This window comes from Nocardiopsis sp. iso_40 (assembly GCF_056173285.1).
In genome coordinates this window covers 5,088,930-5,115,131 of record NZ_CM149666.1, presented here as the reverse complement: position 1 = coordinate 5,115,131, position 26,202 = coordinate 5,088,930, and the positions used below count along the sequence as shown (strand labels likewise).

Sequence of the window (26,202 nt, the reverse complement as noted above, 5' to 3'; positions counted from 1 at the left end):
TTCTGGGACTGTTGAATCAGCCAGACCCTGCTCGTTCAGGGACATTCTTTTCAGGGAGGTGCCCATGGACGCCGTGACCAACGTCCCGCTGCCGGTGAACGAACCCGTTCTCACCTACGCGCCCGGGAGCGCCGAGCGCGCCGAGCTCGTCGCCAAACTCGACGAGCTCGGCCGCGAGAGCATCGACCTGCCGATGCGTATCAACGGCGAGAGCCGCATGGGCGGCGGCGAGCCGATCGACGCCGTCCAGCCGCACAACCACGCCTCCGTCCTGGGCACCATGCGCAACGCCACCCACCAGGACGCCCGCGACGCCATCGCCGCGGCGAAGGCCGCCGCTCCGGCCTGGCGCGCCATGTCCTTCGACGACCGCGCCGCGATCATCCTCCGTGCCGCCGAGCTGCTCGCCGGCCCCTGGCGCGCCACGATCAACGCGGCCACCATGCTCGGCCAGTCGAAGACCGTCCAGCAGGCGGAGATCGACTCGGCCTGTGAGCTCATCGACTTCTGGCGCTTCAACGTCTCCTACGCCCGTCAGCTCATGGAGCAGCAGCCCCTGAGCGTCCGCGGCGTGTGGAACCGCATGGAGCAGCGTCCGCTGGAGGGGTTCGTCTACGCGATCACCCCCTTCAACTTCACCGCCATCGCGGGCAACCTGCCCACCGCCCCGGCCCTCATGGGCAACGTGGTCGTGTGGAAGCCGTCCCCGACGCAGCAGTTCGCGGCCGAGCTGACCATGCGCCTCCTGGAGGAGGCCGGCATGCCTCCCGGCGTCATCAACATGGTCACCGGTGACGGCCTGGCCGTCTCGGACATCGCCCTGAACGACCCGGAGCTGGCCGGTGTGCACTTCACCGGTTCGACCAGGACCTTCCAGCACCTGTGGAAGAGCGTCGGCGAGAACATCTCCAACTACCGCTCCTACCCGCGCATCGTGGGTGAGACCGGCGGCAAGGACTTCATCGTCGCCCACTCCTCCGCCGACCCGGAGATCCTGCGCACCGCCATCGTGCGCGGCGCCTTCGAGTACCAGGGCCAGAAGTGCTCCGCCGCCTCGCGCGCCTTCGTCGCCCGGTCCGTCTGGGAGAGGATGCGCGACGACCTGGTCGCCGAGACCGAGGCCCTGAGCATGGGCGACGTCACCGACCTGTCGAACTTCATCGGCGCCGTCATCGACCGCCGCTCCTTCGACAAGCTGGCCAAGGTCCTGGAGGACGCCAAGTCCGACCCGACCCTGAACATCATCGCCGGCGGCACCGCCGACGACTCGGTCGGCTACTTCGTGCGTCCGACCATCATCGAGGGCACGGACCCGACCAACGACGTGTTCCGCACCGAGTACTTCGGTCCGATCATCGCCGTCCACGTCTACGAGGACGACGAGTACGACGAGATCCTCAAGGTCGTCGACGAGGGCTCCGCCTACGCCCTGACCGGTGCCGTCCTGGCCAACGACCGCGCCGCGGTGGCCAAGGCGACCGAGGCCCTGCGCTTCACCGCCGGCAACTTCTACGTCAACGACCGTCCGACCGGCTCCATCGTCGGTCAGCAGCCCTTCGGCGGCGCTCGCGCCTCCGGCACCAACGACAAGGCCGGCTCCGCCCAGAACCTGTCCCGTTGGGCCAGCCCGCGCGCCATCAAGGAGACCTTCGTCGCGCCGACGAGCTCCTCCTATCCCCACCAGGGGTAGTCACCGGCGGCGCCCCCTCCTCCGTCCTGAGGGGTGCGCCGCCACCGCGGGACCCGCTCCCCGGTGCCCGAGGGCCCGGGGCGGGTCCCCGGGGAGCGCCCCCGGGATCCGGAGGGGCGCTCGCCTACCCCCCGAGGAACCCACCGGCGCGGTCGGCACACCCGGTCGCGCCCATCGTCCGCGCCAGCCCACCGGCTCGCGCACGTCTTCTTCGAGGTCTCCATGCTTCGTAAACCCCTGCTGCTCGCCGCCAGGTCCGCGACCTGCCGCAAGATCGTCGAGCGCACTCCCATGACCCGGGCCATGGTCTCCCGCTTCGTCGCGGGGTCCACCCTGGACGAGGCTCTTCCGGCCGTCGAGGAACTCGCCAGGGACAGGTACGCCACCCTGGACTTCCTGGGTGAGGACACCGCGGACCTGGCACAGGCCACCGCCACGGTGACCGCCTACCAGGACCTGCTCGCTGCCCTGGGCGAGGCCGGCTTGGGCGACCGGGTCGAGGTGTCGGTCAAGCTCTCCGCCGTGGGCCAGTTCCTGAACCAGGACGGTGAGAAGATCGCCCTGGACAACGCGCGCCGGATCGCCGAGGCCGCCAAGGCGGTCGGCACCACGGTGACCCTCGACATGGAGGACCACACCACCGTCGACTCCACGCTGGGCATCCTGGGCGAGCTGCGCGAGGACTTCCCGTTCGTGGGCGCGGTGCTCCAGGCCTACCTGCGCCGCACCGTGGCCGACTGCCACGACCTCAGCGGAGCCGGCTCGCGTGTGCGTCTGTGCAAGGGCGCCTACGACGAGCCCGAGTCCGTGGCCTTCCGGGACAAGCACGAGGTGGACAAGGCCTACGTGCGGGCGCTGCGTGTCCTCATGGCGGGCGAGGGCTATCCGATGGTCGCCTCGCACGATCCGCGTATGGTCACCATCGCGGGTGAACTGGCCGCCGCCAACGGCCGCGGCGCGGACGACTACGAGTACCAGATGCTGTACGGCATCCGGGACGGCGAGCAGGTCCGCCTGGCCGCCGAGGGCAAGCGCATGCGCGTCTACGTCCCCTACGGCGACGAGTGGTACGGCTACTACATGCGCCGCCTGGCGGAGCGCCCGGCCAACATGCTCTTCCTCGCGCGTTCCCTGATGACCCGCAACTGAGGTCGTCCGCCGGGGGCGTGTCCGCCGGACGCGCCCCCGGCCCGAGCGTGAGGGGTCCGCACCGCCTGACACGGGTGCGGGCCCCTTTCCGTTTTCGCGGAACGTGACCGGCGCCACGGCCGGGACATGCGGCCGGGGAGGACCCGAAGCCGTTTCGCAACGGTGACCTGGGCGGCGGAACCGGTGACCAGCGCCGTACGTTACCTTGTGGGCAGCAATCCACGCGTGAAAGGCCTTTACTAGACATGCGGATGCGGAGTTCCAACCCCGTCCTCAAGCGGGCGCTACAACAGCAGTCCGGTCCCCAGCAGGGCTACGGTCAACCCGGTTACGGGCAGCAGGGTTACGGACAGCCGTACCCGTCGCAGCCCTACGGCCAGCAGACCTACCCCCAGCAGGGCTACCCCCAGCAGGCCGCCGGCGACCAGCCGATGACCATCGACGACGTCGTCGTGCGCACGGGGATGACCCTGGGCGTCGTCGCCCTCTTCGGCGTCGTCAACTACTTCCTCTTCTCGGCCAACCCGGGCCTGGCCCTGGGCCTGATGATCCTGGGCATGCTCGGCGGGCTCGTCATGGGTCTGGTGATCGCCTTCAAGCAGATCACCAACCCGGCCGCCATCCTGGTCTACGCGGGGCTGGAGGGCCTGCTCGTCGGCGGCCTCTCGGCCCTGCTCGGCAACATGCTCTCCATCCAGATGGGTGACGACTCGGCCGGGACCTCGCTGGTCTCCCAGGCCGTGATCGGCACCGTCGCGGTGTTCGCCGTGATGCTCGCGCTGTACAAGTTCCGCGTCATCAAGGTGACCGACGGTTTCGTCAAGGCCGTCTCCTACGCCGTGCTCGGCGCGGCCGCGCTGATGCTGGTCAACTTCGTGCTCAGCTTCTTCATCGCCGGCGGCATCGGTCTGCGCGAGCCCACCTGGCTGGGCCTGGGCGTGGGCATCGTGTTCGTCGTCCTGGCCGCCCTGACCCTGGCCATCGAGTTCCGCGGCATCGAGGAGGGCGTCAACGCCGGCATCCCGAACAAGTTCGCCTGGCAGTTCGCCTTCGGTCTGACCGTCTCCCTGGTCTGGCTGTACATCGAGATCCTGCGCCTGCTCTGGATCATCAAGACGATGTTCGCGGAGTAGCCTCGCGGACACGCGCCTTCCAGGCGCGCCTTCGCGCGACGAGGGGCCGTCGCCCGGGTTCTCCCGGGGGCGGCCCCTCCGCCGTCGTCGGCGGTCGGTCAGTTCGGGAGTCCGGCGGTCAGGAGGTCTCCCGGCGCGGCGCCGGGATGGAGCGGTTCCTGCGGCGGCGGTCGTACTCGGTGACGATGGCCTGGGCGTAGCCGTGGGTGAGGTCGTACTCGTCAGCCAGCCAGTACGACCGGTCCGCGGTGCGCAGGAGTCCGGGGCCCCTGTCGAGCGAGTCGAACCACTCGTGGAGTCCGCGGCCGGTGACGGCCGGGATGCGTTCGATGAGCTTTGCGTGGATCTCCGGCGAGTGGGTTACCGACATAGGCACCTCCGCAGTGCGTTCGGTGTGTGGCACTTACCTGCGACCCTGCATCAGGATCACCTTCTGGACAAGCCCCGGTCACCAGCTTTTACCTTGCCCGTGCGAGAACGTTTCCCCCTGCCCCCTCCGTAGCCGAACCGGATCGCGGTCACGGCGGTCCGCACGTGTTCCGGCGGGCTGGGAACACTGTTCGCGAACCACCCGGAACGGGCCCGGACACGGAGAAAGGGGCCCCGGGCGGCACCCGGGACCCCTCGCCTGCCTGCTCGGTCCGCCCGAGGGCGGGGAGCGCCTAGCTGAGGCGCTCGAAGACGGCGGCCATGCCCTGGCCGCCGCCGACGCACATGGTCTCCAGACCGAAGGTCTTGTCGTGGAACTGGAGGCCGTTGATCAGTGTGCCGGTGATGCGGGCACCGGTGCTGCCGAACGGGTGGCCGACGGCGATGGCGCCGCCGTTGACGTTCAGCTGGCTGTCGACGTCGATGCCCAGCTGGTCGGCGGAGGGCAGCACCTGGGCGGCGAAGGCCTCGTTGATCTCGGCGAGGTCGATGTCGCCGATCGCCATGTTGGCGCGGGCCAGGGCCTGCTTGGAGGCCTCGACCGGGCCCAGGCCCATGATCTCGGGGTTCAGGCCGGTCACACCGGTGGAGACGATGCGGGCCAGCGGGGTGATCCCCAGCTGCTTGGCCTTGGTGTCGCTCATGATGACCAGGGCGGAGGCGCCGTCGTTCAGCGGGCAGGCGTTGCCCGCGGTGACGGTGCCGTCGGGGCGGAACACCGGCTTGAGCTGGGAGACCTTCTCGTAGGTGGTGCCGCGGCGGATGCCGTCGTCGGTGCTGACCACGGTGCCGTCGGGCAGGGTCACCGGGGTGATCTCGCGCTCCCAGAAGCCGTTGTCGAGGGACTTCTCGGCGAGGTTCTGCGAGCGGACGGCGAACTCGTCCTGGCGCTGGCGGGAGACGCCGGTGATCTCGGCGACGTTCTCCGCGGTCTGGCCCATCTCGATGTAGGCGTCGGGCAGGTTGCCGTCCTCGCGCGGGTCGGTCCAGGTGCCCTGGCCGCCCTCCTTGCGCTTCTCGGTGCGCGCCGTGGCGTCGGCGAAGAGCGGGTTCTGGTTCTGCGGGTTGTCGCTGTTGCCGTTGATGAAGCGGCTGACGGTCTCCACACCCGCGGAGACGAACACGTCTCCCTCGCCCGCCTTGATGGCGTGGTAGGCCATCCGGGTGGTCTGGAGGGAGGAGGAGCAGTACCGGGTGATGGTGGTGCCCGGGACGGTGTCCAGGCCGAGCTGCACGGCGACGATGCGGGCCATGTTGAAGCCCTGCTCACCGCCGGGCAGGCCGCAGCCGAGCATGAGGTCGTCGATGCTCTTCGGGTCGAGCCCGGGGACCTTGGCCAGGGCCGCGCCGACGATCTGGGTGGTCAGGTCGTCCGGGCGCATGTCCTTCAGGGAGCCCTTGAAGGCTCGGCCGATCGGGGAGCGCGCGGTGGCGACGATGACTGCTTCGGGCATGTTCTTCGTCCTTGTTCGGGTCACGGCAAGACTTGTTACTGACCAGTTAACCCGTCCGGTGCTCTCCGGCGCCACCCGGGGTCGGCCTTGGCGAGTCCTGGCGTGTGCCGTCGTCGGAGGTGGTGCCGGAGGGTGCGGACCGCCGTGCGGCCCGGGGCCGGAAGGGACCGCGGACGAGCGCGGCCCAGCTGCCCCGGGCTCCGGCGGGTGCCTGGTCAGCGGCCCGCGAGACCTCCGTACCCGGAGTTTGCGCGGCTACCACCGCGGCGCGGTCCACGGGCAGGACGCCCCTGGTGCGTTCGCCCTCGTCGAGTTCGGGGAGCAGGTCCAGGGCCGCGCAGGCGGAGGGCAGCACGGCGAACGCGGCCTGTGCGTACCCGCGAGCTGACGGATGAAAACGGTCGGGCCCAAACATGGAAACTGGATCTGACTGAAAATCCTCAGCAAGGATGTCGCTCAGCGATACCGTCCGGCCGCCGACCTCCGTCACCGCGATGGTCTGCGCGGCCGCCAGCTGCCGGGAGGCCCGCCGCGCGACCGAGCGCAGCGGCCAGCCGATGGGGCGTACGGTGCCGAGGTCGGGACAGGTCGCCACGACCACGGGGGTGCCCAGGCCGACCAGGCCCCGGGTGGCGTCCCGGAGCGCGGCCACCGCGTCGTTGGGGCGGACCCGGCGGATGACGTCGTTGGCGCCGATGAAGACCACCGCGACGTCGTAGCCCGATCCCGGCATGGCGGCCCCGGACCGCTCCACCTGTGCCGCCAGGTCCGCGGAGGTGGCACCGGGGGTGGCGGTGCACCGCAGCCGGACGGGCCGGTCGGCCGCGGCCGCGATCCCGGCGGCGAGGAGGGCCCCGGGGGTCTGCCGGGCCTGGGCCACCGCGAAACCGGCGGCGGTGGAGTCGCCCAGCATGAGGAGCCGCAGGGGCGGCCCCTCGCCGTCACCGTAGGTCCCGTCCGCCTGCGGGCGCCGCCAGTCGGTGTGGCCGATCGCGTTCTTGGCCAACTTCGCCTGGAGGTAGAGCAGGGCCACGGTGCCCCCGCCCACGAGTGTGAGTCCGCCCCCGCCGAACGCGGTGGCGGCGGCGATGCGCCGCGCTCGGACGGCTCGCAGCATCGGTACTCCCCGAAGCGTCGGGCCCGCCCGGAGGCGGGCCGCTGTGGGCCGGGTTCCTCCGGGCCGCTCCCGGGGCCGTCGCCGGCCCGTGCCCGCCCGGGACGCCCGCGGAACACTCCCACCCGACGTTACCGGCGGGGAACTTCCGGGTCACGTACCCCGGCGGCAGACAATCGGGGCCCCGAGGACACCGAGAACGAGCCCTCCGGGCACGGGGCGGACCGGTCCACACCGCCTGCTGGCGCGGCGAATACGCTGGTTGGTGAGGTTAGAGTCAGGATGTGGGGGACCGGACCGGTCCCACCTGCCCCGGGTGTCACCGGGGAAGCGACACCGGCGGGCCGAAGACCCGGTCGCCACTATGCGAAGGAGCGAAGTTGCGGGTACACGACTCACTCATCGACCTGGTCGGGGACACCCCGCTGGTCCGTCTTCGGAAGGTCTCCGAGGGGTTGGCCCCCACGATCCTGGCGAAGGTCGAGTACTTCAACCCGGGCGGTTCGGTGAAGGACCGCATCGCGCTGCGGATGGTGGAGGCAGCCGAGAAGAGCGGTGAGCTCAAGCCGGGCGGCACGATCGTCGAACCCACCTCCGGCAACACCGGCATCGGTCTGGCCCTGGTCGCGCAGGAGAAGGGCTACCGCTGCGTCTTCGTCTGCCCGGACAAGGTCGGCCCGGACAAGCTGTCGGTGCTGCGGGCCTACGGGGCGGAGGTCGTGGTCTGCCCGACCACGGTCGCTCCCGAGCACCCCGAGTCCTACTACTCGGTCTCCGACCGGCTGGCCGCCGAGATCCCCGGCGCCTGGAAGCCCAACCAGTACGAGAACGAGAACAACCCGGAGTCGCACTACCACTCCACGGGCCCGGAGATCTGGGACCAGACCGAGGGCCGGATCACCCACTTCGTGTCGGGTATCGGCACCGGCGGCACCATCAGCGGTACCGGCAGGTACCTCAAGGAGGTCTCCAAGGGCGGCGTGCAGGTCGTCGGAGCCGACCCCGAGGGTTCGGTGTACTCGGGCGGAAGCGGCCGCCCGTACCTGGTCGAGGGCGTGGGCGAGGACATCTGGCCCGGCACCTACGACACGGCGATCTGCGACGACATCGTGGCGGTCAGCGACAAGGACTCGTTCCTGATGACCCGCCGCCTGGCCAAGGAGGAGGGCCTCCTGGTGGGCGGCTCCTGCGGCCTGGCGGTCGAGGCGGCCCTGCGGGTGGCCCGGGACGCGGGACCCGACGACGTCATCGTGGTCCTGCTGCCGGACGGCGGCCGCGGCTACCTCGGCAAGATCTTCAACGACGAGTGGATGGCCGACTACGGCTTCCTGTCCGCCGAGACCGAGGAGGCCACGGCCGGCCAGGTCCTCGCGGACAAGGAGGGCGAGATGCCCGACTTCGTGCACAGCCACCCCGACGAGACGGTCGGCACCGCCGTGGCGATCATGCGCGAGTACGGCGTCTCCCAGCTGCCGGTGATGAAGGAGGAGCCTCCTGTCATGGCGGCCGAGGTGGTCGGCTCCATCGCCGAGCGCGATCTCCTGGACGCCCTCTTCGACGGCCGGGCCGAGCTGGACGACCTGGTGGAGACGCACATGGGCAAGCCGTTGGCCACGGTGGGCACGGGCACCCCGGTCAGCGACTGCGTCCGCCTGCTGCGCACCTCCGGGGCCCTGGTGGTGCTGCGCGACGGCAAGCCGGTGGGGATTCTCACCAGGCAGGACCTGCTGGCCCACCTCTCGGGCTGAGGCCCGCCCCGAGGCCCGGACGGCGCCCGTACCGAGCGTCGTTCGGGCCCCGCTGTTCGCTTACCGGACACGGTGCCGCATACTCGGACACTGCTAATGTTCGATATCAGTGTTACTGCCGGGTAATAAGTGGGTGCAGGCGTGTCGCGGCTTTTGTCCTGGATGATTCGCTCCGTCTGGTCGTACGCACGGAGCCACGCGGAGATCCGAGCCGACTCCAAGGCCGCCCGGAAGTTCGCGCGCTTCGGCGCCGGATCGGCGATCGCCTTCCCCACGGCCACGCTCTACGGGGAGCCGTGGATCGAGATCGGCGTGCACACCGTCCTGGGCGGGGACATGACCCTGGCGGCCGGGATGGGGCCCGACTACGACCTCGGCGAGGGCACGGTCGTGCGGATCGGCTCCGGCTGCGCCATCGGTCGGGGGTCGCACATCGTCGCCCACCGGTCCGTGGACATCGGCGACCACGTCTACACGGGCCCCTACGTCTACATCACCGACCAGAACCACGCCTACGCCAACACCGAGATCCCCGTCGGCCTCCAGTGGCCGGTGGACGACCCGGTGAGCATCGGCGCCGGCAGCTGGCTCGGTGCCAACAGCGTGATCCTGCCCGGCGTCCACCTGGGGAGGAACTCCGTGGTCGCCGCCGGGACCGTGGTCCGGCCCGGCACGTACCCCGACCACGCGGTCATCGCGGGCATCCCCGGCAAGGTCGTGCGCACCCACGACCCCGAACTGGGCTGGGACCCGCCGCTGCGCGAGACCGGGACGCCCACCCGCGTCCCCACCCCCGTGGCCGGGCTGCCGCCCGAGGTGCCCGCCGACCCCCCGGAGCCGGGTTCGTCCACCCGTTTCCCGCCGGCCTGATCCCTGTCCGGATCCTGAGACCTCCCTGTTGACAACGGGTTCGGGGCGGTCCACGGGCACTATTGTGGCCACATGAAGTTCGACGGGTTTGAAACGCTGGCCATCCACGCGGGGCAGGAGCCGGACGCCGGCACCGGTGCCGTGGTTGTGCCGATCTACCAGACGAGTACCTACGCCCAGGACGGCGTGGGCGGGATGCGACAGGGATACGAGTACTCCCGCACCGCCAACCCCACGCGCACCGCGCTGGAGGAGTGCCTGGCGGCCCTGGAGTCCGGGGTGCGAGGCCTGGCCTTCGCCTCCGGAATGGCGGCCGAGGACACCCTGCTGCGCACGGTGCTCTCCCCCGGCGACCACGTCATCATCCCCGGTGACGCCTACGGGGGCACCTTCCGCCTGATCTCCAAGGTGGTCGAGCGCTGGGGTGTCAGCTGGGACGCGGTCGACCAGACCGACGTCGACGCCGTCCGTGAGGCCGTGCGCCCCAACACCAGGGTGGTGTGGACGGAGACGCCCACCAACCCGCTGCTGGGCATCACCGACATCGAGGCGGTCGCGCAGGTCGCCCACGACGCGGGCGCCCTGCACGTCGTCGACAACACGTTCGCCTCCCCCTACCTCCAGCAGCCGCTCACACTGGGCGCCGACGTGGTCGTGCACTCCACCACCAAGTACGTCGGCGGGCACTCCGACGTGGTCGGGGGAGCGCTGGTCGTGTCCGACGCCGAACTGGGGGAGCGGCTGGCCTTCCACCAGAACACCATGGGCGCCGTCCCGGGTCCCTTCGACTCCTGGCTGACCCTGCGCGGGGCCAAGACCCTGGGGGTGCGGATGGACCGCCACAGCGAGAACGCCGAGCGCGTCGTGGCCGCCCTGGACGCCCACCCCGCGGTGCGGCGCGTCTACTACCCCGGGCTGGACTCCCACCCGGGCCACAAGACCGCCGAGCGGCAGATGCGCTCCTTCGGCGGGATGGTCTCCTTCGCTCTGCGCGACGGGGAGAAGGCCGCTCTGGAGCTGTGTGAGCGGACCAGGATCTTCACCCTGGGGGAGTCCCTGGGCGGGGTGGAGTCCCTCATCGAGCACCCCGGGCGGATGACGCACGCGTCGACAGCGGGCTCCCCGCTGGAGGTTCCGGCCGACCTGGTGCGGATCTCCGTGGGTATCGAGTCCGGCGACGACCTGGTCGCGGACCTGCTGCAGGCCCTGGAGGGCTGATTCCGCGGAGGCCCCGGGGCCGTGCTGCGCCGCCGCGCGGGCTCTCCGGCCGCACTGCCGGGCCCGTCGCGGCCTTTCATCGGTGTCGGGCGGGGCTGCGGACCGTCGGGTCCGGGCCTCGTCCGGGTCAGACCGCGGTGGGCGTGCGGCTCTGGTCCGGGAGTTCGCTCCGGTCCTCGCGGAAGCGCAGGCCGCATACGGCCCGGCCGGAGCGGTCCAGGGCGCTGTCGTTGCCGCCCCTGCGCAGGGAACGGTAGCTGCCGCGGCTGTCCTGGCGCCGGATACCGATGGAGACGGTGAGGAGGAGTCCCGTGGCGAGCCCCATGAGTGCGAGCCCGGCGAACGAGAGGATGACGAACGTGGTTTCCATGGCGGGTCCTCTGTGGTGGTGGGCGGTCAGGTCCTGATCGGCCCCCCGGTCGTTGGAGGGGGCGGCGGGATGTGTCGCATGAGGTCCGGTTTCTGCTGGCGGTGCGGGGTTGGGGCGGGATCGGCCCCGAGGGGTTCGTGTTCTCCGTTTCCGGTGCCCGGACGGTGGAGCCGTCCTGTACCGGGAGCGTGCTTCAACTAAGATGGGTTCAATGAAACCGGTTGTACCTGTTTGACTGGTGTACCACTCAGCTTGTTGGTACAAGCTAAGTTGTTGGTCTTGTACCCCCCAGAGGGCGGACTTATGCGGGCAGAAAGCAGATACCGACAGATCGCCCGAGTGCTGCGACGGGAGATCCAGGAGCGAAGCCTGCCCCTGGGCGGGCAACTCCCCTCGGAGAAGCAGCTGGAGGACCGGTTCGAGGCCTCCCGCAACACGATCCGTCTGGCGCTGGGCATGCTGCGAAACCAGGGGCTCATCGTCAGCAGGCCCGGACGCGGGCACTTCGTGCAGGACGTGGTCCCCGAGACCTTCTACGCGACCCGTACCAAGGGCGGCCCCGACGGGCTCAACGAGTCCAACATGAGCGGGCTGACCCTGGAGGAGCTCCAACTCCTCGGTGCCACACCCGACATCGCCAGCCGTCTGCGCGTCCCCGAGGGCGAGATGACGGTGGTCCGGCGCATGCACCGTTTCTCCGGGGAGCGCTCCGGCTCGATCAGCTCCGCCTACTACCCGATGGACCTGGTCCAGTCCACCCCGCTCATGGTGCCCGAGGACGTGGAGAGCGCCCTGGCCGTGCTCCTGGAGCACGGCCACCGACAGGTCGGGTACGTGGACGAGCTGGAGACCCGGATGCCCACGCCCCAGGAGGCCTCCCAGCTCGAACTCCCCCCGGGCGTTCCGGTGCTGAACGTCAACCGGACCGACTACTCGCAGGACCGCCCCATCCGGCTGGTGCACACCGTGCACGCGGGACACAGCATCCGCTACCAGTTCGAGCACGGCGACCTCACGGCCTACCACCGGGACTGACCAGACCATGAGCACGACGAAGAAGACCGTGGTCGCCGACTACCTTCGGGACGCGCTGACCAGAGGCGCCTACCGGCCGGGAGAACGGCTTCCGGGCGAGGAGGAGCTCGCCGAGGAGCTCGACGTCTCCCGTGCCACCGCGCGCCTGGGCATGCGCATCCTCCAGGACGAGGGCCGGATCGCCATCCAGGTCGGGCGGGGCGCGTTCGTCGCGAACCACCAGCCGATCACCCACCTGGCGGAACCGGTCACCGCGGACGGCGATCCCGGCAGCCTCGAGTCGGGCTACAGCTCCCGCCTGAGGCAGGCCGGTCACGGCGACGTCGACGAGAGGGTCAGGGTCAGCCTGGACACCATGCGCCCGCGTGTGGCCAAACGGTTGATCAACGGCCCCGAACAGCAGAGCCCGAACGCCGGGCTCGTCGTGATCCGCGCCTCCGAACACCTCGTCGACGGCGGCCTGTGGCAGACCCAGATCACCTACTTCCCCTTCAGTATCGCCAACAACACGGCGCTCATGACCCCGGAGCACCTGGCGGGCGGTATCGCCGGGGCCCTGCGCGCGCTCGGCTTCCACGAGGAGTGGAACCGGGACCTCGTGGGCGCGCGCATGCCCTCCCAGGAGGAGGCCGACGCGTTCGGGCTGGGCCCCGGCACCCCCCTGCTCGTCCAGGAACGGGTGTCCTACGAGGGACAGCGCCCGTTGCGCTTCACCGAGACGTTCATGCCGGCCAACCGCCACCAGCTCCTCTACACGGGCGGTGACGCCCCCGAGAACCTGCCGGTGGTGGACACCGACCTGAGCATCTTCGAGCACTGACCGGCCGGGGCCCGGTACGGCCCCGGCCGGGCGCGCGACCGGCTCAGCGCCGCCGCAGGTAGCGGTCGACGACCAGCGGTCCCAGCGCCCCGGCGTCGGCGTGCAGCACGCGCACGCCCCGGCGGCGTTCGAGGAGCTCCCGGAAGGCGCGCAGCCCGGGCTCCTCGGAGAGCAGGAAGAACGTGGCCTCGGCGCCCTCACCCAGGACGGAGTCGAGTTCGGCCGCGGTGAGCTCCACCGTGCGCGGCGTCGGCGGCCAGGAGAACCGCGCGTCGCCGTCCTCGCCCAGGTGCGCGGTGGGCTCGCCGTCGGTGACGGCCAGCACCACCGGCCGCAACCCCCGGTGGCGGCGCAGATACCGCCGCGCCAGGTGCAGGGCGTGCTGGAGGTTGGTGCCCGGAGTCCGCCGCCAGTCGTGCCCGACCAGGTCGGCGGGGGTCATCGCGCGGGCCCGGTCGCCGAAGCCGACCAGCAGCACCCGGTCCTCGGGGTACCGGGTGCGCACCAGGGTGTGCAGGGCCAACGCGGTGCGCACCGCGGCCTCGTGCAGGCCGCGGGCCACCATCGAGTGGGACAGGTCCACGAGCAGGCACACGGCGGCGGCCCCCGCGGGCTCGGTCTCCGCGTACCGGACGTCCTCGGGGCGCAGCGCGTCCGTGACCCCGGAGTCACGGCCGTCCCCCGGGAGCCCGCCCTGTGCCGCCCGGCGCACGATCGCCTCGCGCAGCGTCGCAACGGGGTCCAGGGCCCGGTCGAGGCCGTCGCGGGGTACCGCGGCGCCGGTGGGCTCCCCGTCGGCGCCCTCACCGCCCCGGTGCCCTCCGGGCGCGGCCCGCCGCGCCGACTCGATCTCCGCCAGCGCGGCCTCGCCCAGTCTGCGCAGTTCACGCGGGGTCAGCTCGTGGTCTGCGGCGTCCAGGCGCTCCAGGGGGCCGCGTGCGGCGGCCCCGAGGAGCCCACGGAGCGACCCGGCGTCCACCCCGTCCACCGCGGCCCGGTCGCCGTCCGCGTAACGGCTCAGGGCTTCCTCGGCCCCGGCCAGGGCCTCCAGGGCCTCCTCCGGAAGCGCGTCGCCTGAGCGTGCCCCGGTGACCAGGGACAACAGTTCGGCGGCCGCCCGCACCGCCTCCTCGGGAGGGGGATCGGGCTCGGCCAGCGGGTCGGGGCCGCCCGTGTACGCCCGGTACCGGAATCGCATCAGAAGCGGTAGACACCCCCGTCGGGCGCCGTGTCCTTGGACAGCCGGCGCTCCAGGTACAGGCCCTCCAGGGCGAACTCCACCACCGCGGCGGCCAGCCCCGGGGTGGGCGGGCCGTCCGACGCCTCCGGCGCCGCCCGTTCGATCAGCCCGGCCAGCCCGGGCACCGCACCGACCCTGCGCAACAGTTCGGCCGCGCCGACCAGGTCTCCGCTCTCCACGGTGGCGCCGCCGGCGAACCGGTCGCTGAGCGGTTCCAGGTCGGCCCCGCCCAGGCGGGCCCGGAAGGTCTCCGCGACCGCCCGGCGCAGCAGGGTCTCCAGGATCGACGCCTCACGCCCCTCGGCCCCCGTCTCGAACTCGACCTTGCCAAGGAGGGGCTCGGCCACCCCGGAGAGGTCGCAGACCCGGGCCACCGGCACCTCCTCGCCGACCAGCGCGGCCCGGCGCAGCGCCGAGGCGGCAACGGTCTCGGCCGCGGCCACGCAGAAGCGCACGGACACGCCCGAGCGCTGGTCCACCCGGTTGGAGGAGCGGACGAGCCGGGTGAAGCGGGCGACCGCCTCCACCAGGTGCGAGGGGACGGTCGTACCGGCGGGCAGGTGCGCCTCCTGCCGGACCAGGGAGAGCTCGTCTTCGAGGCCGGGCGGGTAGTGGGTGCGCACCTGGGCGCCGAAACGGTCCTTGAGCGGGGTGACGATACGGCCCCTGCTCGTGTAGTCCTCGGGGTTGGCGCTGGCCACGAGCAGCAGGTCCAGGGGTAGGCGCAGGGTGTACCCGCGCACCTGGAGGTCGCGTTCGGCCAACACGTTGAACAGGGCCACCTGGGCGCGGGCGGGCAGGTCGGGGAGCTCGTTCACGCAGAACACGCCGCGGTTGGCGCGGGGCAGCAGGCCGAAGTGCACCGTCTCGGGGTCGCCGAGCGAACGCCCCTCGGCGAGTCTGGCCGGGTCCACGTCGCCGATCAGCTCCGAGGTGCCGGTGTCGGGGGTGGCCAGCTTCTCGCCGTAGCGCTCGTCGCGGTGCCGCCAGGCCACCGGGAGGTCGTCCCCCTCGGTCGCGCTGCGGCGTACACAGGAGGGACAGACCGGAGCGTAGGGGTGGTCGTTGACCGGGCATCCGGCGACGGCGGGCGACCACTCGTCGAGCAGGCCGGCGATCGTGCGGATCAGCCGGGTCTTGCCCTGGCCGCGCTCGCCCAGCAGGACGACGTCGTGTCCGGCGAGCAGGGCCCGTTCCAACTGGGGCAGCACGGTGTCGTCGAAGCCGTGCACACCGGGGAACCGGGGCCGACCCGAGGCCATGCGGGCCAGGAGGTTCTCCCGGACCTCGACGGCCGTGGAGCGGTGCACGTGGCCGGACTCGCGCAGCGCGGCGCGTGTGCGCGGGAGCCCGCTCGGCGGGGAGGCGGCGTGGGTCACAGGCAGGAGTCTAGAGGTGGGGGCGTTTGAGGGGCCAGCTGGAGGAAAGCCCCTGTTTGGAGTTCGGATGGAAGAATGGGACGGCAAGGTTCCCAGGCCCGGCCCCGGTGGCCGGTGAAGGCGGGGGTGGCAGCTGGTGGTTAGGTTCGGCGATGCTCTGACGACGGGGGCCGACCTCGTGAACGCGGCCGAACGTGCCGTCCTGCAGGCCCTGGAGCAGATGGACGGCCCCGCCGACCTGGTCTGCTTCTTCGTCAGCGGTGCGGACCCGGAGGAGGTCACGCTCGCCGGTAAACGGGTCATGGAGCTGGCCGGGGACGCGGTCACGCTGGGGTGCAGCGCGACCGGTGTGATCGGCGGCGGTCGCGGGGTGCAGGACCAGGGCGCGGTGAGCGTGTGGAGCGCACGCCTGCCCGGGGTCGAGTTGACCCCGTTCCAGTTGGACACCGTCATCGAGGCCGACCAGCTGGCGGTCGTGGGCATGCGCGAGCCGACCCCGCGGGACCGGGCGGGGATCCTGCTCGCCAACCCCTACGAGTTCCCCACCCAGGCGTTCGTCCGGGAGACCACCGCGGCCCTGGACGGCCTGCCGCTGGTCGGCGGGATGGCCGACGGTATGCGCGGCGAGGACTCGGTCCGGCTGTTCTGTGACGGTGACGTGGCACCGAACGGGGCCATCGGCGTGCTGCTCGGCGGGGACGGGGTGCTCGGCACGGTGGTCAGTCAGGGCTGCCGCCCCGTCGGCCCGAGCATGACCGTCACCAAGGCCGAGGGCAACCTGGTGCTGGAGCTGGCCGGGGCCAACGCCTACGAGAAGCTGGAGAGCCTGGTGGAGGAGCTCCCCGAGGAGGACCGCGAACTGGCCGAGCGCGGGCTGCACATCGGCATCGCGATGGACGAGTACGCCGACCACCACGAACAGGGCGACTTCCTCATCCGTACGCTCAGCGGCGCCGACCCCGACCTGGGGGCGCTCACCATCGACGACATGGTGGATGTCGGTCAGACGGTCCGCTTCCAGGTCCGCGACGCCGGTACCGCCGACGAGGACCTGGCCCGGAAACTGTCCGAGTTCGGTGCCGAACACGCCGTGGGCGCGGGACTGCTCTTCTCCTGCAACGGCCGGGGCGCGACGCTGTTCGCCCAGGCGGACCACGACGTCCTGGCGGTCCGGAGGATCCTCGGGGTGGGGCCGGTGACGGGGTTCTTCGGGGTGGGGGAGATCGGTCCGGTCTCCGGGGTGAACCACGTGCACGGCTTCACCGCCTGCCTGCTGGCCTTCGCTCCCTGAATATCCGCTGCCCCCGGCTGGGCTGCCCCGGTGACTTGCTCCCAGGGGTGATTTCGGCGCCGAGATCACTCCTGGGAGCAAGATCCCGCGAAAGGGAGGGCCGAAAACGGTCGCGAACATCCCCGAGTCGGACTTTTACCGTCGGATCGCCAACACTCGCCACAAGCTCCTTGAGTGTGCCCACACCAGGGCTATTACTAAGAGTGACGGATATTGTCACTTTGTGTGTTTGGTGAGAGAAGGAACGATGGCCGACAACCGGCGCACGACCACGTCCCTCGCGGCACTGGGGGCGTTCGCACTGCTGGCCCCGCTGGCGACACCCACCGCGGCCCTGGCCGACTCCTCCTGGCTGGAACAGGACCTGGCCTCGACCGACCGCGTCGGCCTGGCCCTGGACTCCGGCGCGCTGCGCCTGGAAACCGCCGGGGGCTCCGCCCTGGGCGCATCGCCGCGCCTGGACCCCGCCGCACGCCGCACCGGCCTGGCGGTCTTCCCCGAACAGGAGCTGGAGGAGCCCACCGACACCCTCGACGTGGACGTGCGCGCCACCGGGGACGCGGAGGAGGTGCTCACCGAGGCCCGGGGCGTACGCGCCGACGGGATGTGGACCGAGTGGTACCCCACGGCCCCCGGCGGCGGCCGGGTGACCCTGGCGGAGGCGGTCATCGAGGTCCAGTTGCGGATCGGGGTCGAATCGGCGCCCGGGGACACGGAGGTCGCAGTCACCGACGTGCGGGTCCGTCCGGTCGAGGGTTCGCCGTCCGTCGGTGACTCGGACGGCGGTGGTCCGCAGGAGACGGATGAGACGGAGGAGGAGGGCACGGAGGGTTCGCAGGGCCCCGCGTCCGGCGACGACGTACCGCAACCCTTCTCCGCGCGGCTCTTCGCCACCCGGATCGGACTGGTCGGCAACACCACCGCGAACGGGCACACGGTCCGCCCCGACGACCACTTCGCCGCCCTGCCCTCCCGCCGGGGGCTCGCCAACCGGGGCGGCGGCGAGTACACCGTCCGGGTGTGCAGCACCGGTGAACTGGGCCCCGAGGCGGTCGGCGACACCGACAACCACGAACCGCGCTGCGCCTACCTGCCGGTGTGGGACGTGGGCCCCTGGAACATCACCGACGACCACTGGAACGACGACCGTGAGTCCTGGCGCGACCTGGACCGCGGCAGGCCCCAGGCCCAGGCCGCCTACACCGAGAACCACAACAGCGGCCTGGACGGGTTCGGGCGCCGGGTGCGCAACCCCGCGGGCATCGACCTCGCCGACGGCGCCTTCAACGAGGGCCTCCAACTTCCCACCAACGGCTGGGTGCAGGTCGACTACCTGTGGACCGCCGAGTACCGGGCCCGTGCCGAGATGGTCACGGCCACCCAGGTGGACCCGGTGATCGTCCGGGACGGACCGGGAACTGACCACGACACCGTGGGGCTCGCCGCCCACAAGGCCAACGTGGACGTGGCCTGCCGGACCACCGGGGACGAGGCCACGGGCCCCTCCGGTACCACCGACGTCTGGTACCGCATCGGTGCGGGGCACTACGTTCCGGCGGCCTTCGCCGACGGAGGGGAGGACGCCCCCGAGTGCGTCGGGGACGCGGAGGGGGCGCGGGCCGGGCAGGGGTAGGACCGGGCCGGCCGGACCGCCCCGGAGCCCGCTAGGGGCGGGTGCGGATCACCAGGGTGCCCGCCACCCGGTCGTGCAGGGCGCGCCCGCGTGTGTCACCCAGCATGGCCATGGACTCCGCGGTCGAGAACAGGTGGCCCACACAGGGCAGGGACTGCGGCAGGCAGAAGAAGGCGGCGCGGCCCACCGCCTGGCCCTGGCTGAGCCCGCCCCCGCCCGAGGCGCTCACCACCTTGACGCCCACCATCATCTTGCCGAGGGTGCGGCCCCAGGTGACCAGGTAGAGCCAGTCGTAGAAGAACAGCAGCACGCCCCAGCCGAAGACGAACAGGTACGTCCAGAGCTCACCCTCGGCGTCGGTGGTCTCCGTGTTCCCGGTCAGCAGTACGGTCACGATGGCCATGACGAAGAAGAACGCCGCCGCCGTGACGAAGGCGAGGACGTAGTCGATGAGCCGGGCGAGGAGCCTGACGCCGAAACCGGCCGTCGGGGGGCCGGGCCACGGGCCGCCGGGAGCCCCCGGACCGGGGGGAACGGGCGCGGGGATCTGTGGCCCACCGTAGGACCATCCCCCACCGTGCGGGGGCTGACCTCCCCGGTGGGGGTGGTGGGGGTTCCAGTGGGGCGAGGACATGCGGCCGCCAGTTCCTGGGTGGACGAGGTCGTGGAGAGCGGGGACAAGAGCAGGTTACCCAGGGCACACGGTCGCCGGGTACCGCGCATACGACAGGGGCGGCCGCAGCCGCCCCTGTCGTGCTTCGGTCCCGGCCCGCCGAACGGCCGTGCAGCGGTGGGTCACATACCGCTGTAGGGGACCGCCTCTATGATCTCGACACCGAGGCTCTTGCCGTTGGGCAGGTTGTAGCTGACGGTCTCACCCACACGCTTGCCGTTGATGGCGGAGCCGAGCGGGGACTTGGGGGAGTACACGTCGATGGGGGAGCCGCTCTCCTCACGTGAGGCGAGCAGGAAGGTGACCTCCTCGTCGTCGCCGTCGAACCTGACGGTGATGGTCATGCCGGGGCCGACCACGCCTTCGGTGCGGGGCGCTTCGCCGACCCGCGCGGTGCGCAGGATCTCGGTGAGCTGGAGGATGCGGGCCTCCATCTTGCCCTGTTCCTCCTTGGCGGCGTGGTAGCCGCCGTTCTCCTTCAGGTCACCCTCTTCCCGGGCGGCCTCGATCTTCTCCGCGATCTCGATACGCCCACTCCCCGACAGGTGGTCCAGCTCTCCCTTGAGCCGGTCGTACGCCTCCTGGGTGAGCCAGGTGACGTTGTCATCGCGGGTCTGGGTCACGGGAACTCCTTGTGTACTAGTAGCAAAGGCCACCAGGCGGCCAGAGCTGAACTTACGAGAATATCACCGTGCGCGACCGCGCATCGGTGCCCTTGTTCCCGGGGGTTCCGCTCCGGTTCCGGTACCGTCCAGGGGAGGGTTCGGTGGATCAGTCCTGCGAACCTTGTTCCCTGCACGAGGCCACTTCTACCGTGGAAGCCTGACGAACCGTTTCAACGGTCCTGTTGACCATGCGGTTCCCGCTCTCCACATCGACCTTCTCCTCGCCCACGAGGACCATCTGGTCGTCGAGCGCCTGCAGCAGGCACTCCGCCCCTTCCCTGCTGTTCACCTCGAAGGAGATCCGGGCCTCGCTGCCGGAGGGCGCGGACACCGAGATCACCTGGTGGTACACGCCACCGCCCAGCCCGCTGTAGCTCATCACCGAGTACCCCCAGCCGATGGTGACGGCCACCGCGAAGACGGTCGCGACGACGAAGAAGACGGGCCCGTTGCCGTGGCGCTTGCGTAGCGCTGGCGCGGTGTCGGCACTGTTCACGGCATCATCTTCCGGGGTCGCTGACATTGGGAATCTCCGAGCAAGGGGACGGTGTTGTCTAAGATATCCCCGACCTGACAGCCCCCCTACGCGGCCCGCACGTGAGTCGTCCGCGCCGCGCACCGGGGCGGCGGCGGACGGCCGCGTCCAGCGGCTGTCGACCGAGCCAAGGAGAAGCCTTCGTTGTCCGAGCGCCTGCGGCTTATGGCCGTTCATGCCCATCCCGATGACGAGTCCAGCAAGGGCGCGGCCACCATGGCGCGTTACGTCCAAGAGGGCGCGGAAGTGCTGGTCGTCACCATGACTGGTGGTGAACGCGGCGACATCCTCAATCCCGCGATGGAACGCCCCGAGATCCGCGAGAACATCGCCGAGGTCCGTCGCGAGGAGATGAGACGCGCCCGCGAGATCCTCGGTGTGGAACAGGAGTTCGCCGGTTTCGTCGACTCCGGTCTGCCCGAGGGCGACCCGCTGCCCCCGCTGCCGGAGGGCTGCTTCGCCACCCTGCCGGTGGAGGAGGCCGCCGAGCCCCTGGTGGCGGCGATCCGCCGGTTCCGCCCGCACGTCGTCCTCACCTACGACGAGAACGGCGGTTACCCCCACCCCGACCACATCATGACCCACAAGGTGTCGATGCACGCCTTCGACGCCGCCGCCGAGCCGGACGCCTACCCCGAGGCGGGGGACCCCTGGCAGCCCCTCAAGCTGTACTACTTCGTCTCGTTCCCGCCGGAGCGCTTCGAGGCACTCGCCAAGATCCTCGCCGAACGCGGTCTGGACAACCCCTTCGCGGAGTGGACCGAGCGGATCAGGAAGCGGGAGCGGCCGCGCTGGGAGATCACCACCCGCGTGCACTGCAGTGAGCACTTCGACACCGCGCACGCGGCGCTCAGGGCCCACGCCACGCAGATCGACCCGGACGGCTTCTGGTTCGCCGTGCCCAACGAGGTCGTGGCCGAGGCGTGGCCGACCGAGGACTACCACCTCGTCCGCTCCCTGGTGGACACCGAGGTCCCGGAGAAGGACCTCTTCGCGGGTGTGCGCGAGGCAATGAGAGTATGAACGGCATGAACACCCTTCTCACGTCCGCCACGGTGCTCGCCGGGGACTTCGCGTTGGACAAGGACACCGTCACCCCCGGTGTGCTGGGCTTCCTCGCCGTCTTCGCGATCGGTGTGTGTCTGTACTTCCTGATGAGGAGCCTCGTGGGCAAGCTGCGCGGCGTCTCGGCGCGCGCCGAGGAGTTCGGTCCCGCCGGGACCGCGGACGGGGGCGGACGGGAGGCGGTCGCCGCAGCGGACACCGCGGCGACCCCGGAGCAGGACCCCTCCGCCAGGGGATAGACCGCGTCCGGTCGGACCCGGCCCCGCCGCGTACCCGCGGGGTCGGGCCCGCCGGATCCCCCGGTCACGCCGGGCGGGGTCGTTCGGGTGCGGCGCGGGGGCGGAAACAGGTCCGCTGCCCCGCGCCGACCCGCTTCCGGAGGCGCTGGTGCTCAGCCGCCGCTTGTCGTGGTGGAGTCCGGGTCGCACGTCCGCAGCCCCGTGACGTAGTTGAGCTGAGGTCCGTAACCGTTGAAGGTCGCCCATCCGCCTGGCTCGATGACGCGGCATGAGGCGTCCTGGCCGTCGGTGTATTCGACCGTGACGGCGACGGTGGACTCGCAGCCGTTGGTGACGTGGGTGTAGCGCCAGGTCGAGTGGTACTGCACGCACTCCGGCGGCGGGGAGGCGGTGTCCGCCGCGGCGGAGGGGGCGGCGGCCAGGGCCAGGAGACCGCCCGTGGCCACGGCGGCGAGGGCGATACGGCGTGACGTACGGGGCTTGTGAGTGGGGGTTGTCATGCCCGCCATCTTTCAGGGGCGCGGCAATCTTGCGCAAGTATCTGCAAATAATTTCAGTAATCTACTGATACGCGACAGTAACCTCCAGTCCAGAGGGCTTTCTGTGCCTGAAATATCTTGCAGAACTTTCGGTGTGTTGTCGCTGGTAGTGGCCCTCTGCCGACCGGCTTGTCGCGCCGGACGGTGCTGATGGTCCGGCGGTGCGGCCGGGTACGGAGGTCGCCGTCCCCGGAACCCCGCCGTCCCAGAGGCCCCCGACCGGCCCCGGGCCGACCGCGCGGTGCGGCGTGCGGCCGGCTGGCAGAGTGGGGGTATGTCCAACCGCCTGAGCGACGCGACCAGCCCGTACCTGTTGCAGCACGCCGAGAACCCCGTGGAGTGGTGGCCCTGGGGCGAGGAGGCCTTCGCGGAGGCCCGCCGCCGCGACGTGCCCCTCCTCGTCTCCGTCGGTTACGCCGCCTGCCACTGGTGCCACGTCATGGCCCACGAGTCCTTCGAGGACCCCGCCACCGCGAGCCTGATGAACTCCCTGTTCGTCAACGTCAAGGTCGACCGGGAGGAGCGTCCCGACGTCGACGCCGTGTACATGGAGGCGACCCAGGCCATGACCGGCCAGGGCGGCTGGCCCATGACCGTGTTCACCACCCCGGACGGCGCCCCGTTCTACTGCGGCACCTACTTCCCGCGCGACCACTTCCGGCGGCTGCTCGAAGGCGTCGCGAACGCCTGGCGGGACAAGCGTGCCGACCTGCTGGACCAGGGCAGGAGGGTGGTGGAGGCGCTCGGGGCTCCGCGCCGTCTGGCGTCCTCGCCCCCGCCCACCGCGGCCGACCTGGACCTCGCCGTGCAGGCGCTGGTCCGTGACTACGACGCCGCCAACGGCGGCTTCGGCGACGAGCCGAAGTTTCCGCCGTCGATGCTGCTGTCCTTCCTCACCGCGCAGCACGAACGCACCCTCCCGTTCCAGACCGCGGACGAGCCCACCCCCGCCGCACTGATGGCGGGCGGCACCGCCGTGGCGATGGCCCGGGGCGGAATGTACGACCAGATCGGCGGCGGGTTCGCGCGCTACTCGGTGGACCGCGAGTGGGTGGTCCCGCACTTCGAGAAGATGCTCTACGACAACGCCCTGCTGCTGCGCGCCTACACCCGGATGGCCCGGCAACCGGCGGGCGGGGACCCGGAGGCCGCCGCGGGCAGGGGGCTGCTGCTGCGCGTCGTCCAGGAGACCGCGGACTGGATGCTGCGCGACCTGCGCACGCCCGAGGGCGGCTTCGCCTCGGCGCTGGACGCCGACAGCGAGGGGGAGGAGGGCGTCTACTACGTGTGGTCCCCCGCCCGACTGAGCGAGGTCCTGGGTGAGGAGGACGGCGCCTGGGCCGCGGAGTTGTTCGGGGTGACCGACGCGGGCACCTTCGAACGCGGCTCCTCGGTGCTTCAGCTCCGCGAGGACCCCGACGACCCCGAGCGCTACGACCGTGTGCGCGCCGCCCTGCTCGCCGCCCGTGAGGGCCGGGTGCCGCCCGCCCGCGACGACAAGGTGGTCGCCGCCTGGAACGGTCTGGCGATCGCCGCGCTGGCCGAGGCGGGTGCGCTGCTGGAGCGGCCCGAGTGGGTCACCGCGGCCCGCGAGGCCGCCGACCTGGTCCTGGGCACCCACCTGCGGTACGGGCGCCTGGTGCGCACCTCCCGGGACGGCCGCCCCGGCCCCAGCGACGGCGTCCTGGAGGATTACGCCGACCTCGCCGAGGGGCTGATCGCCCTGCACGGCGTGACCGGACAGGCCCGTTACGTACGGGAGGCCGGAGGGCTGCTGGACACCGTCCTGGACCACTTCGGCGACGGGGAGGGCGGGTTCTACGACACCGCCGACGACGCGGAGAGGCTTTTCAGCCGCCCCCAGGACCCCACGGACAACGCCACCCCCTCCGGCCGGTTCGCCGCCGCCTCGGCACTGCTGTCGTACGCGGCGCTGACCGGAAGCGAACGCCACCGCGCCGCCGCGGAGGGCGCCCTCGCGGTGGTGCCGCTGCTCGCGGAGAAGGCACCCCGCTTCGCCGGGTGGGGGCTGGCCGCGGGCGAGGCCCTGCTCACCGGCCCGCGTGCGGTCGCCGTGGTGGGGGAGCCGGGCGCACCGGAGACCGAGGAGCTGGTGCGTACGGTGCTGCGGTGGGCGCCCCTGGGGACCGTGCTGTCCCGGGGGGACGGCCGCGACAGCGGGGGAGTGCCCCTGTTGGAGGGGCGCGCACCGGTCGGGGGCCGGGCCACCGCCTACGTCTGCGAGGGGTTCGTCTGCAAGCTCCCCGTCACCACCCCGGAGGAGCTCAGGGCCCAGCTGAGCGGGACTCCCTAACGCAACTCGACCCTCTCGATGATCTCGTCCACCACGTCCGGTCGGTACTCGGGCTGGCGGACCTCCAGGTACACGGTCCTGGGGGTGCCCGGCGGGTGCACGGCCACGGTGCTGTACGCCCCGTTGCCGTTGCACTCGGGCCACTCCCAGACCGTGCCCTCCCAGCCGTCGCTGTGGAAGCCGCGTTCCTCCGGCGCACCCGCGCAGGGTTCGGTGTCGGCGACACCGCGCAGGTCGGGGGTGCCGGGCACCACCGTGGCGTACACCCCGTACGAGGGGATGTCGGTGGAGTGCCAGTCGTCGGCGTCGGTGGCGGCGAGCAGCCCCGGTCCCGCCCCGGCCGCGGCGAGGGCGGGGCGGGCCTCCTGGCCGCTGTGGAACTCGCGGGCCCACGCCGTGGGGACGCCGACCCGCATCTCCTCCGTGGTGTTGCGGACCGAGGCCAGGGAGACCCCTGGTGCGCCGAAGGACGCGGTCGCCACGGTGGCGAGGATTCCGCAGGCCAGGGCGAGGGCGCCCGCCCGCTGCCAGGGCATCCGGTAGCGGTTCCACCAGGACGAGTTCTCGGGGGGGTTGGGCGCCATACGGATCGCCCTGACCCGGTCGGTGAACGTCTTGGCGTCGGCGGGGCGGCTCTCCCGGTCCACCGACAGCGCGGACAGGATCAGCTCGTCGAGCGCGGGCGGCAAACCTGGCCGGATCCGGCCAGGTGCGACGCGAACCGGCGGCCGCGAGGGCGGGCGGCCGGTGATGAGTTCGTAGGCGACGGCCCCCAGCGAGTACACGTCGGAGCGGACGTCCAGGTCACCGCCGGGAATGCTCTGCTCGGGGGACATGTAGCCGGGTGTTCCGGCGGCCGCGGTGAAGCCGGAGGCCTCGTCGATGGACTTCGCGAAACCGAGGTCGGCGACCAGGACGCGCTGGCCGACCGGGGAGGACTGCAGCAGCACGTTCGACGGTTTGATGTCCCGGTGGATCGTGCCGTGCCCGTGCAGCACGGTGATGCCCTGGCCGATCTCCGTGAGCAGCCGGAGCGCCTCGTCCAGGGGCAGCTGACCTCGGTGGACGAGGTCGGCGACGCTGCCCTGGTCGGCGTAGGTCATCACCATGTACGGGCGGCCGTCGGGCAGCACGTCGACGTCGTGGACCGCGACCAGCCAGGTGGAGTCGGTCTGGCGGAGGATTCGCGCCTCCTCCAGGAACCTGTGCTGGATGTCCATCTGGTGCGCCCAGTTCTCGGCGAGTACCTTGATGGCCACCGGGTAGTTCAGCAGATCGTCCTGCGCCAGCCAGACTGTGGCGAAGGAACCGGAACCCAGGCGCCGGATGACGCGGTAACGTCCGAAGGCCTCCGGTTGGCTCATTTCCGCCTCGGTCTGTTGGGGGTTAATACGCGTTCGTTGCCCACTAATACACCATCTGCGCCTTCACGTTGGCTTCCGTGGATATGATCCCCTCTCCGGGTGGTGCCGTCCCCTTCGGGGCATGGAAACTGGAGGAGCCTTCGGGGCCGGTCGCGTCATGCGAACGGCGGAACGGTGAAGGTGAGGATCCGTGAGGTCGGAGCCGAACGGGACCCGTGGGCGTCGAATCGACGTG

General features: G+C 71.3%; 24 protein-coding genes. 13 read left to right on the top strand and 11 right to left on the bottom strand.

The window, feature by feature from the left end:
* The first annotated feature begins 64 nt into the window (after positions 1–64).
* The 3 genes from pruA (at position 65) to AC0VYD_RS22140 (ending at position 3,972) form a co-directional block, all read left to right on the top strand.
* Complete coding sequence (gene pruA / locus AC0VYD_RS22150) at positions 65–1,690, top strand: L-glutamate gamma-semialdehyde dehydrogenase (RefSeq protein ID WP_475477324.1); 1,626 nt, start codon at positions 65–67, stop codon at positions 1,688–1,690.
* Positions 1,691–1,912: 222 nt separating this feature from the next.
* Positions 1,913–2,839 (top strand): proline dehydrogenase family protein, encoded by a 927-nt coding sequence (locus AC0VYD_RS22145; RefSeq protein ID WP_475477323.1) that lies wholly within the window; start codon positions 1,913–1,915, stop codon positions 2,837–2,839.
* A gap of 245 nt (positions 2,840–3,084) precedes the next feature.
* A complete protein-coding gene (locus AC0VYD_RS22140) occupies positions 3,085–3,972 on the top strand; it encodes a Bax inhibitor-1/YccA family protein (protein ID WP_475477322.1) in 888 nt (295 codons plus the stop codon).
* Positions 3,973–4,090: 118 nt separating this feature from the next.
* Here the strand turns inward: AC0VYD_RS22140 and AC0VYD_RS22135 are convergent, their stop codons facing one another.
* The 3 genes from AC0VYD_RS22135 to AC0VYD_RS22125 all read right to left on the bottom strand — a co-directional run bounded on the left by AC0VYD_RS22135 (position 4,091) and on the right by AC0VYD_RS22125 (position 6,972).
* Positions 4,091–4,342, bottom strand: a complete 252-nt coding sequence (locus tag AC0VYD_RS22135; protein ID WP_191273992.1) for a DUF4287 domain-containing protein — start codon at positions 4,340–4,342, stop codon at positions 4,091–4,093.
* Between the two features lie 292 nt (positions 4,343–4,634).
* On the bottom strand, positions 4,635–5,855 hold the full coding sequence (locus tag AC0VYD_RS22130; RefSeq protein ID WP_475477321.1) for an acetyl-CoA C-acetyltransferase: 1,221 nt from the start codon (positions 5,853–5,855) through the stop codon (positions 4,635–4,637).
* A 46-nt stretch (positions 5,856–5,901) separates the two neighbouring features.
* Positions 5,902–6,972, bottom strand: a complete 1,071-nt coding sequence (locus AC0VYD_RS22125) for an SGNH/GDSL hydrolase family protein (RefSeq protein ID WP_475477320.1) — start codon at positions 6,970–6,972, stop codon at positions 5,902–5,904.
* Between the two features lie 377 nt (positions 6,973–7,349).
* Here AC0VYD_RS22125 and AC0VYD_RS22120 point away from each other — a divergent pair, with 377 nt between their 5' ends.
* From AC0VYD_RS22120 to AC0VYD_RS22110, 3 genes are all read left to right on the top strand, one after another.
* On the top strand, positions 7,350–8,717 hold the full coding sequence (locus AC0VYD_RS22120) for a cystathionine beta-synthase (protein ID WP_475477319.1): 1,368 nt from the start codon (positions 7,350–7,352) through the stop codon (positions 8,715–8,717).
* Between the two features lie 141 nt (positions 8,718–8,858).
* Positions 8,859–9,587, top strand: coding sequence for an acyltransferase (locus tag AC0VYD_RS22115; RefSeq protein ID WP_475477318.1), 729 nt, complete (start codon positions 8,859–8,861; stop codon positions 9,585–9,587).
* A 72-nt stretch (positions 9,588–9,659) separates the two neighbouring features.
* Complete coding sequence (locus tag AC0VYD_RS22110) at positions 9,660–10,805, top strand: cystathionine gamma-synthase (protein WP_475477317.1); 1,146 nt, start codon at positions 9,660–9,662, stop codon at positions 10,803–10,805.
* 127 nt (positions 10,806–10,932) lie between these two features.
* Here the strand turns inward: AC0VYD_RS22110 and AC0VYD_RS22105 are convergent, their stop codons facing one another.
* Positions 10,933–11,175: a hypothetical protein gene (locus tag AC0VYD_RS22105; protein ID WP_475477316.1), complete on the bottom strand. Its 243-nt coding sequence runs from the start codon at positions 11,173–11,175 to the stop codon at positions 10,933–10,935.
* Positions 11,176–11,478: 303 nt separating this feature from the next.
* On the opposite strand from AC0VYD_RS22105, the gene AC0VYD_RS22100 reads away from it, so the two are divergent.
* Positions 11,479–12,210, top strand: a complete 732-nt coding sequence (locus AC0VYD_RS22100) for a UTRA domain-containing protein (RefSeq protein WP_473041142.1) — start codon at positions 11,479–11,481, stop codon at positions 12,208–12,210.
* 7 nt (positions 12,211–12,217) lie between these two features.
* Positions 12,218–13,030 carry a GntR family transcriptional regulator gene (locus AC0VYD_RS22095; RefSeq protein ID WP_475477315.1) on the top strand — a complete coding sequence of 271 codons (813 nt, stop codon included), beginning with the start codon at positions 12,218–12,220 and terminating at the stop codon, positions 13,028–13,030.
* 43 nt (positions 13,031–13,073) lie between these two features.
* Here the strand turns inward: AC0VYD_RS22095 and AC0VYD_RS22090 are convergent, their stop codons facing one another.
* On the bottom strand, positions 13,074–14,228 hold the full coding sequence (locus tag AC0VYD_RS22090; RefSeq protein WP_475477314.1) for a VWA domain-containing protein: 1,155 nt from the start codon (positions 14,226–14,228) through the stop codon (positions 13,074–13,076).
* A complete protein-coding gene (locus AC0VYD_RS22085; protein WP_475477313.1) occupies positions 14,228–15,649 on the bottom strand; it encodes a sigma 54-interacting transcriptional regulator in 1,422 nt (473 codons plus the stop codon). The genes AC0VYD_RS22090 and AC0VYD_RS22085 overlap by 1 nt, the downstream gene beginning before the upstream one ends.
* Positions 15,650–15,785: 136 nt before the next feature.
* Here AC0VYD_RS22085 and AC0VYD_RS22080 point away from each other — a divergent pair, with 136 nt between their 5' ends.
* Both AC0VYD_RS22080 and AC0VYD_RS22075 read left to right on the top strand, forming a co-directional pair.
* Positions 15,786–16,940 carry an FIST signal transduction protein gene (locus AC0VYD_RS22080; protein ID WP_475477312.1) on the top strand — a complete coding sequence of 385 codons (1,155 nt, stop codon included), beginning with the start codon at positions 15,786–15,788 and terminating at the stop codon, positions 16,938–16,940.
* A 247-nt stretch (positions 16,941–17,187) separates the two neighbouring features.
* Positions 17,188–18,573 carry a hypothetical protein gene (locus tag AC0VYD_RS22075; RefSeq protein ID WP_475477311.1) on the top strand — a complete coding sequence of 462 codons (1,386 nt, stop codon included), beginning with the start codon at positions 17,188–17,190 and terminating at the stop codon, positions 18,571–18,573.
* Between the two features lie 31 nt (positions 18,574–18,604).
* Here the strand turns inward: AC0VYD_RS22075 and AC0VYD_RS22070 are convergent, their stop codons facing one another.
* From AC0VYD_RS22070 to AC0VYD_RS22060, 3 genes are all read right to left on the bottom strand, one after another.
* Positions 18,605–19,207 (bottom strand): RDD family protein, encoded by a 603-nt coding sequence (locus AC0VYD_RS22070; RefSeq protein ID WP_475477310.1) that lies wholly within the window; start codon positions 19,205–19,207, stop codon positions 18,605–18,607.
* 161 nt (positions 19,208–19,368) lie between these two features.
* Entirely contained in the window at positions 19,369–19,869 is a 501-nt protein-coding gene (gene greA, locus AC0VYD_RS22065; RefSeq protein ID WP_191274028.1) for a transcription elongation factor GreA, read from the bottom strand.
* Positions 19,870–20,017: 148 nt separating this feature from the next.
* Positions 20,018–20,434: a DUF4307 domain-containing protein gene (locus AC0VYD_RS22060; protein WP_452547190.1), complete on the bottom strand. Its 417-nt coding sequence runs from the start codon at positions 20,432–20,434 to the stop codon at positions 20,018–20,020.
* Positions 20,435–20,590: 156 nt separating this feature from the next.
* On the opposite strand from AC0VYD_RS22060, the gene mca reads away from it, so the two are divergent.
* Together mca and AC0VYD_RS22050 are read left to right on the top strand one after the other, a co-directional pair.
* Positions 20,591–21,469 (top strand): mycothiol conjugate amidase Mca, encoded by an 879-nt coding sequence (mca, locus tag AC0VYD_RS22055; RefSeq protein ID WP_475477309.1) that lies wholly within the window; start codon positions 20,591–20,593, stop codon positions 21,467–21,469.
* Between the two features lie 5 nt (positions 21,470–21,474).
* Positions 21,475–21,750 carry a hypothetical protein gene (locus AC0VYD_RS22050; RefSeq protein ID WP_475477308.1) on the top strand — a complete coding sequence of 92 codons (276 nt, stop codon included), beginning with the start codon at positions 21,475–21,477 and terminating at the stop codon, positions 21,748–21,750.
* A 152-nt stretch (positions 21,751–21,902) separates the two neighbouring features.
* Here AC0VYD_RS22050 and AC0VYD_RS22045 read toward each other — a convergent pair whose 3' ends face one another.
* Positions 21,903–22,250, bottom strand: coding sequence for a hypothetical protein (locus AC0VYD_RS22045; RefSeq protein ID WP_475477307.1), 348 nt, complete (start codon positions 22,248–22,250; stop codon positions 21,903–21,905).
* 313 nt (positions 22,251–22,563) lie between these two features.
* On the opposite strand from AC0VYD_RS22045, the gene AC0VYD_RS22040 reads away from it, so the two are divergent.
* Positions 22,564–24,603 carry a thioredoxin domain-containing protein gene (locus tag AC0VYD_RS22040; RefSeq protein ID WP_475477306.1) on the top strand — a complete coding sequence of 680 codons (2,040 nt, stop codon included), beginning with the start codon at positions 22,564–22,566 and terminating at the stop codon, positions 24,601–24,603.
* On the opposite strand, the gene AC0VYD_RS22035 is transcribed toward AC0VYD_RS22040, so the two are convergent.
* Complete coding sequence (locus AC0VYD_RS22035; RefSeq protein WP_475477305.1) at positions 24,600–25,967, bottom strand: serine/threonine-protein kinase; 1,368 nt, start codon at positions 25,965–25,967, stop codon at positions 24,600–24,602. The two genes, AC0VYD_RS22040 and AC0VYD_RS22035, sit on opposite strands and share 4 nt — an antisense overlap.
* Positions 25,968–26,202 lie beyond the last annotated feature (235 nt).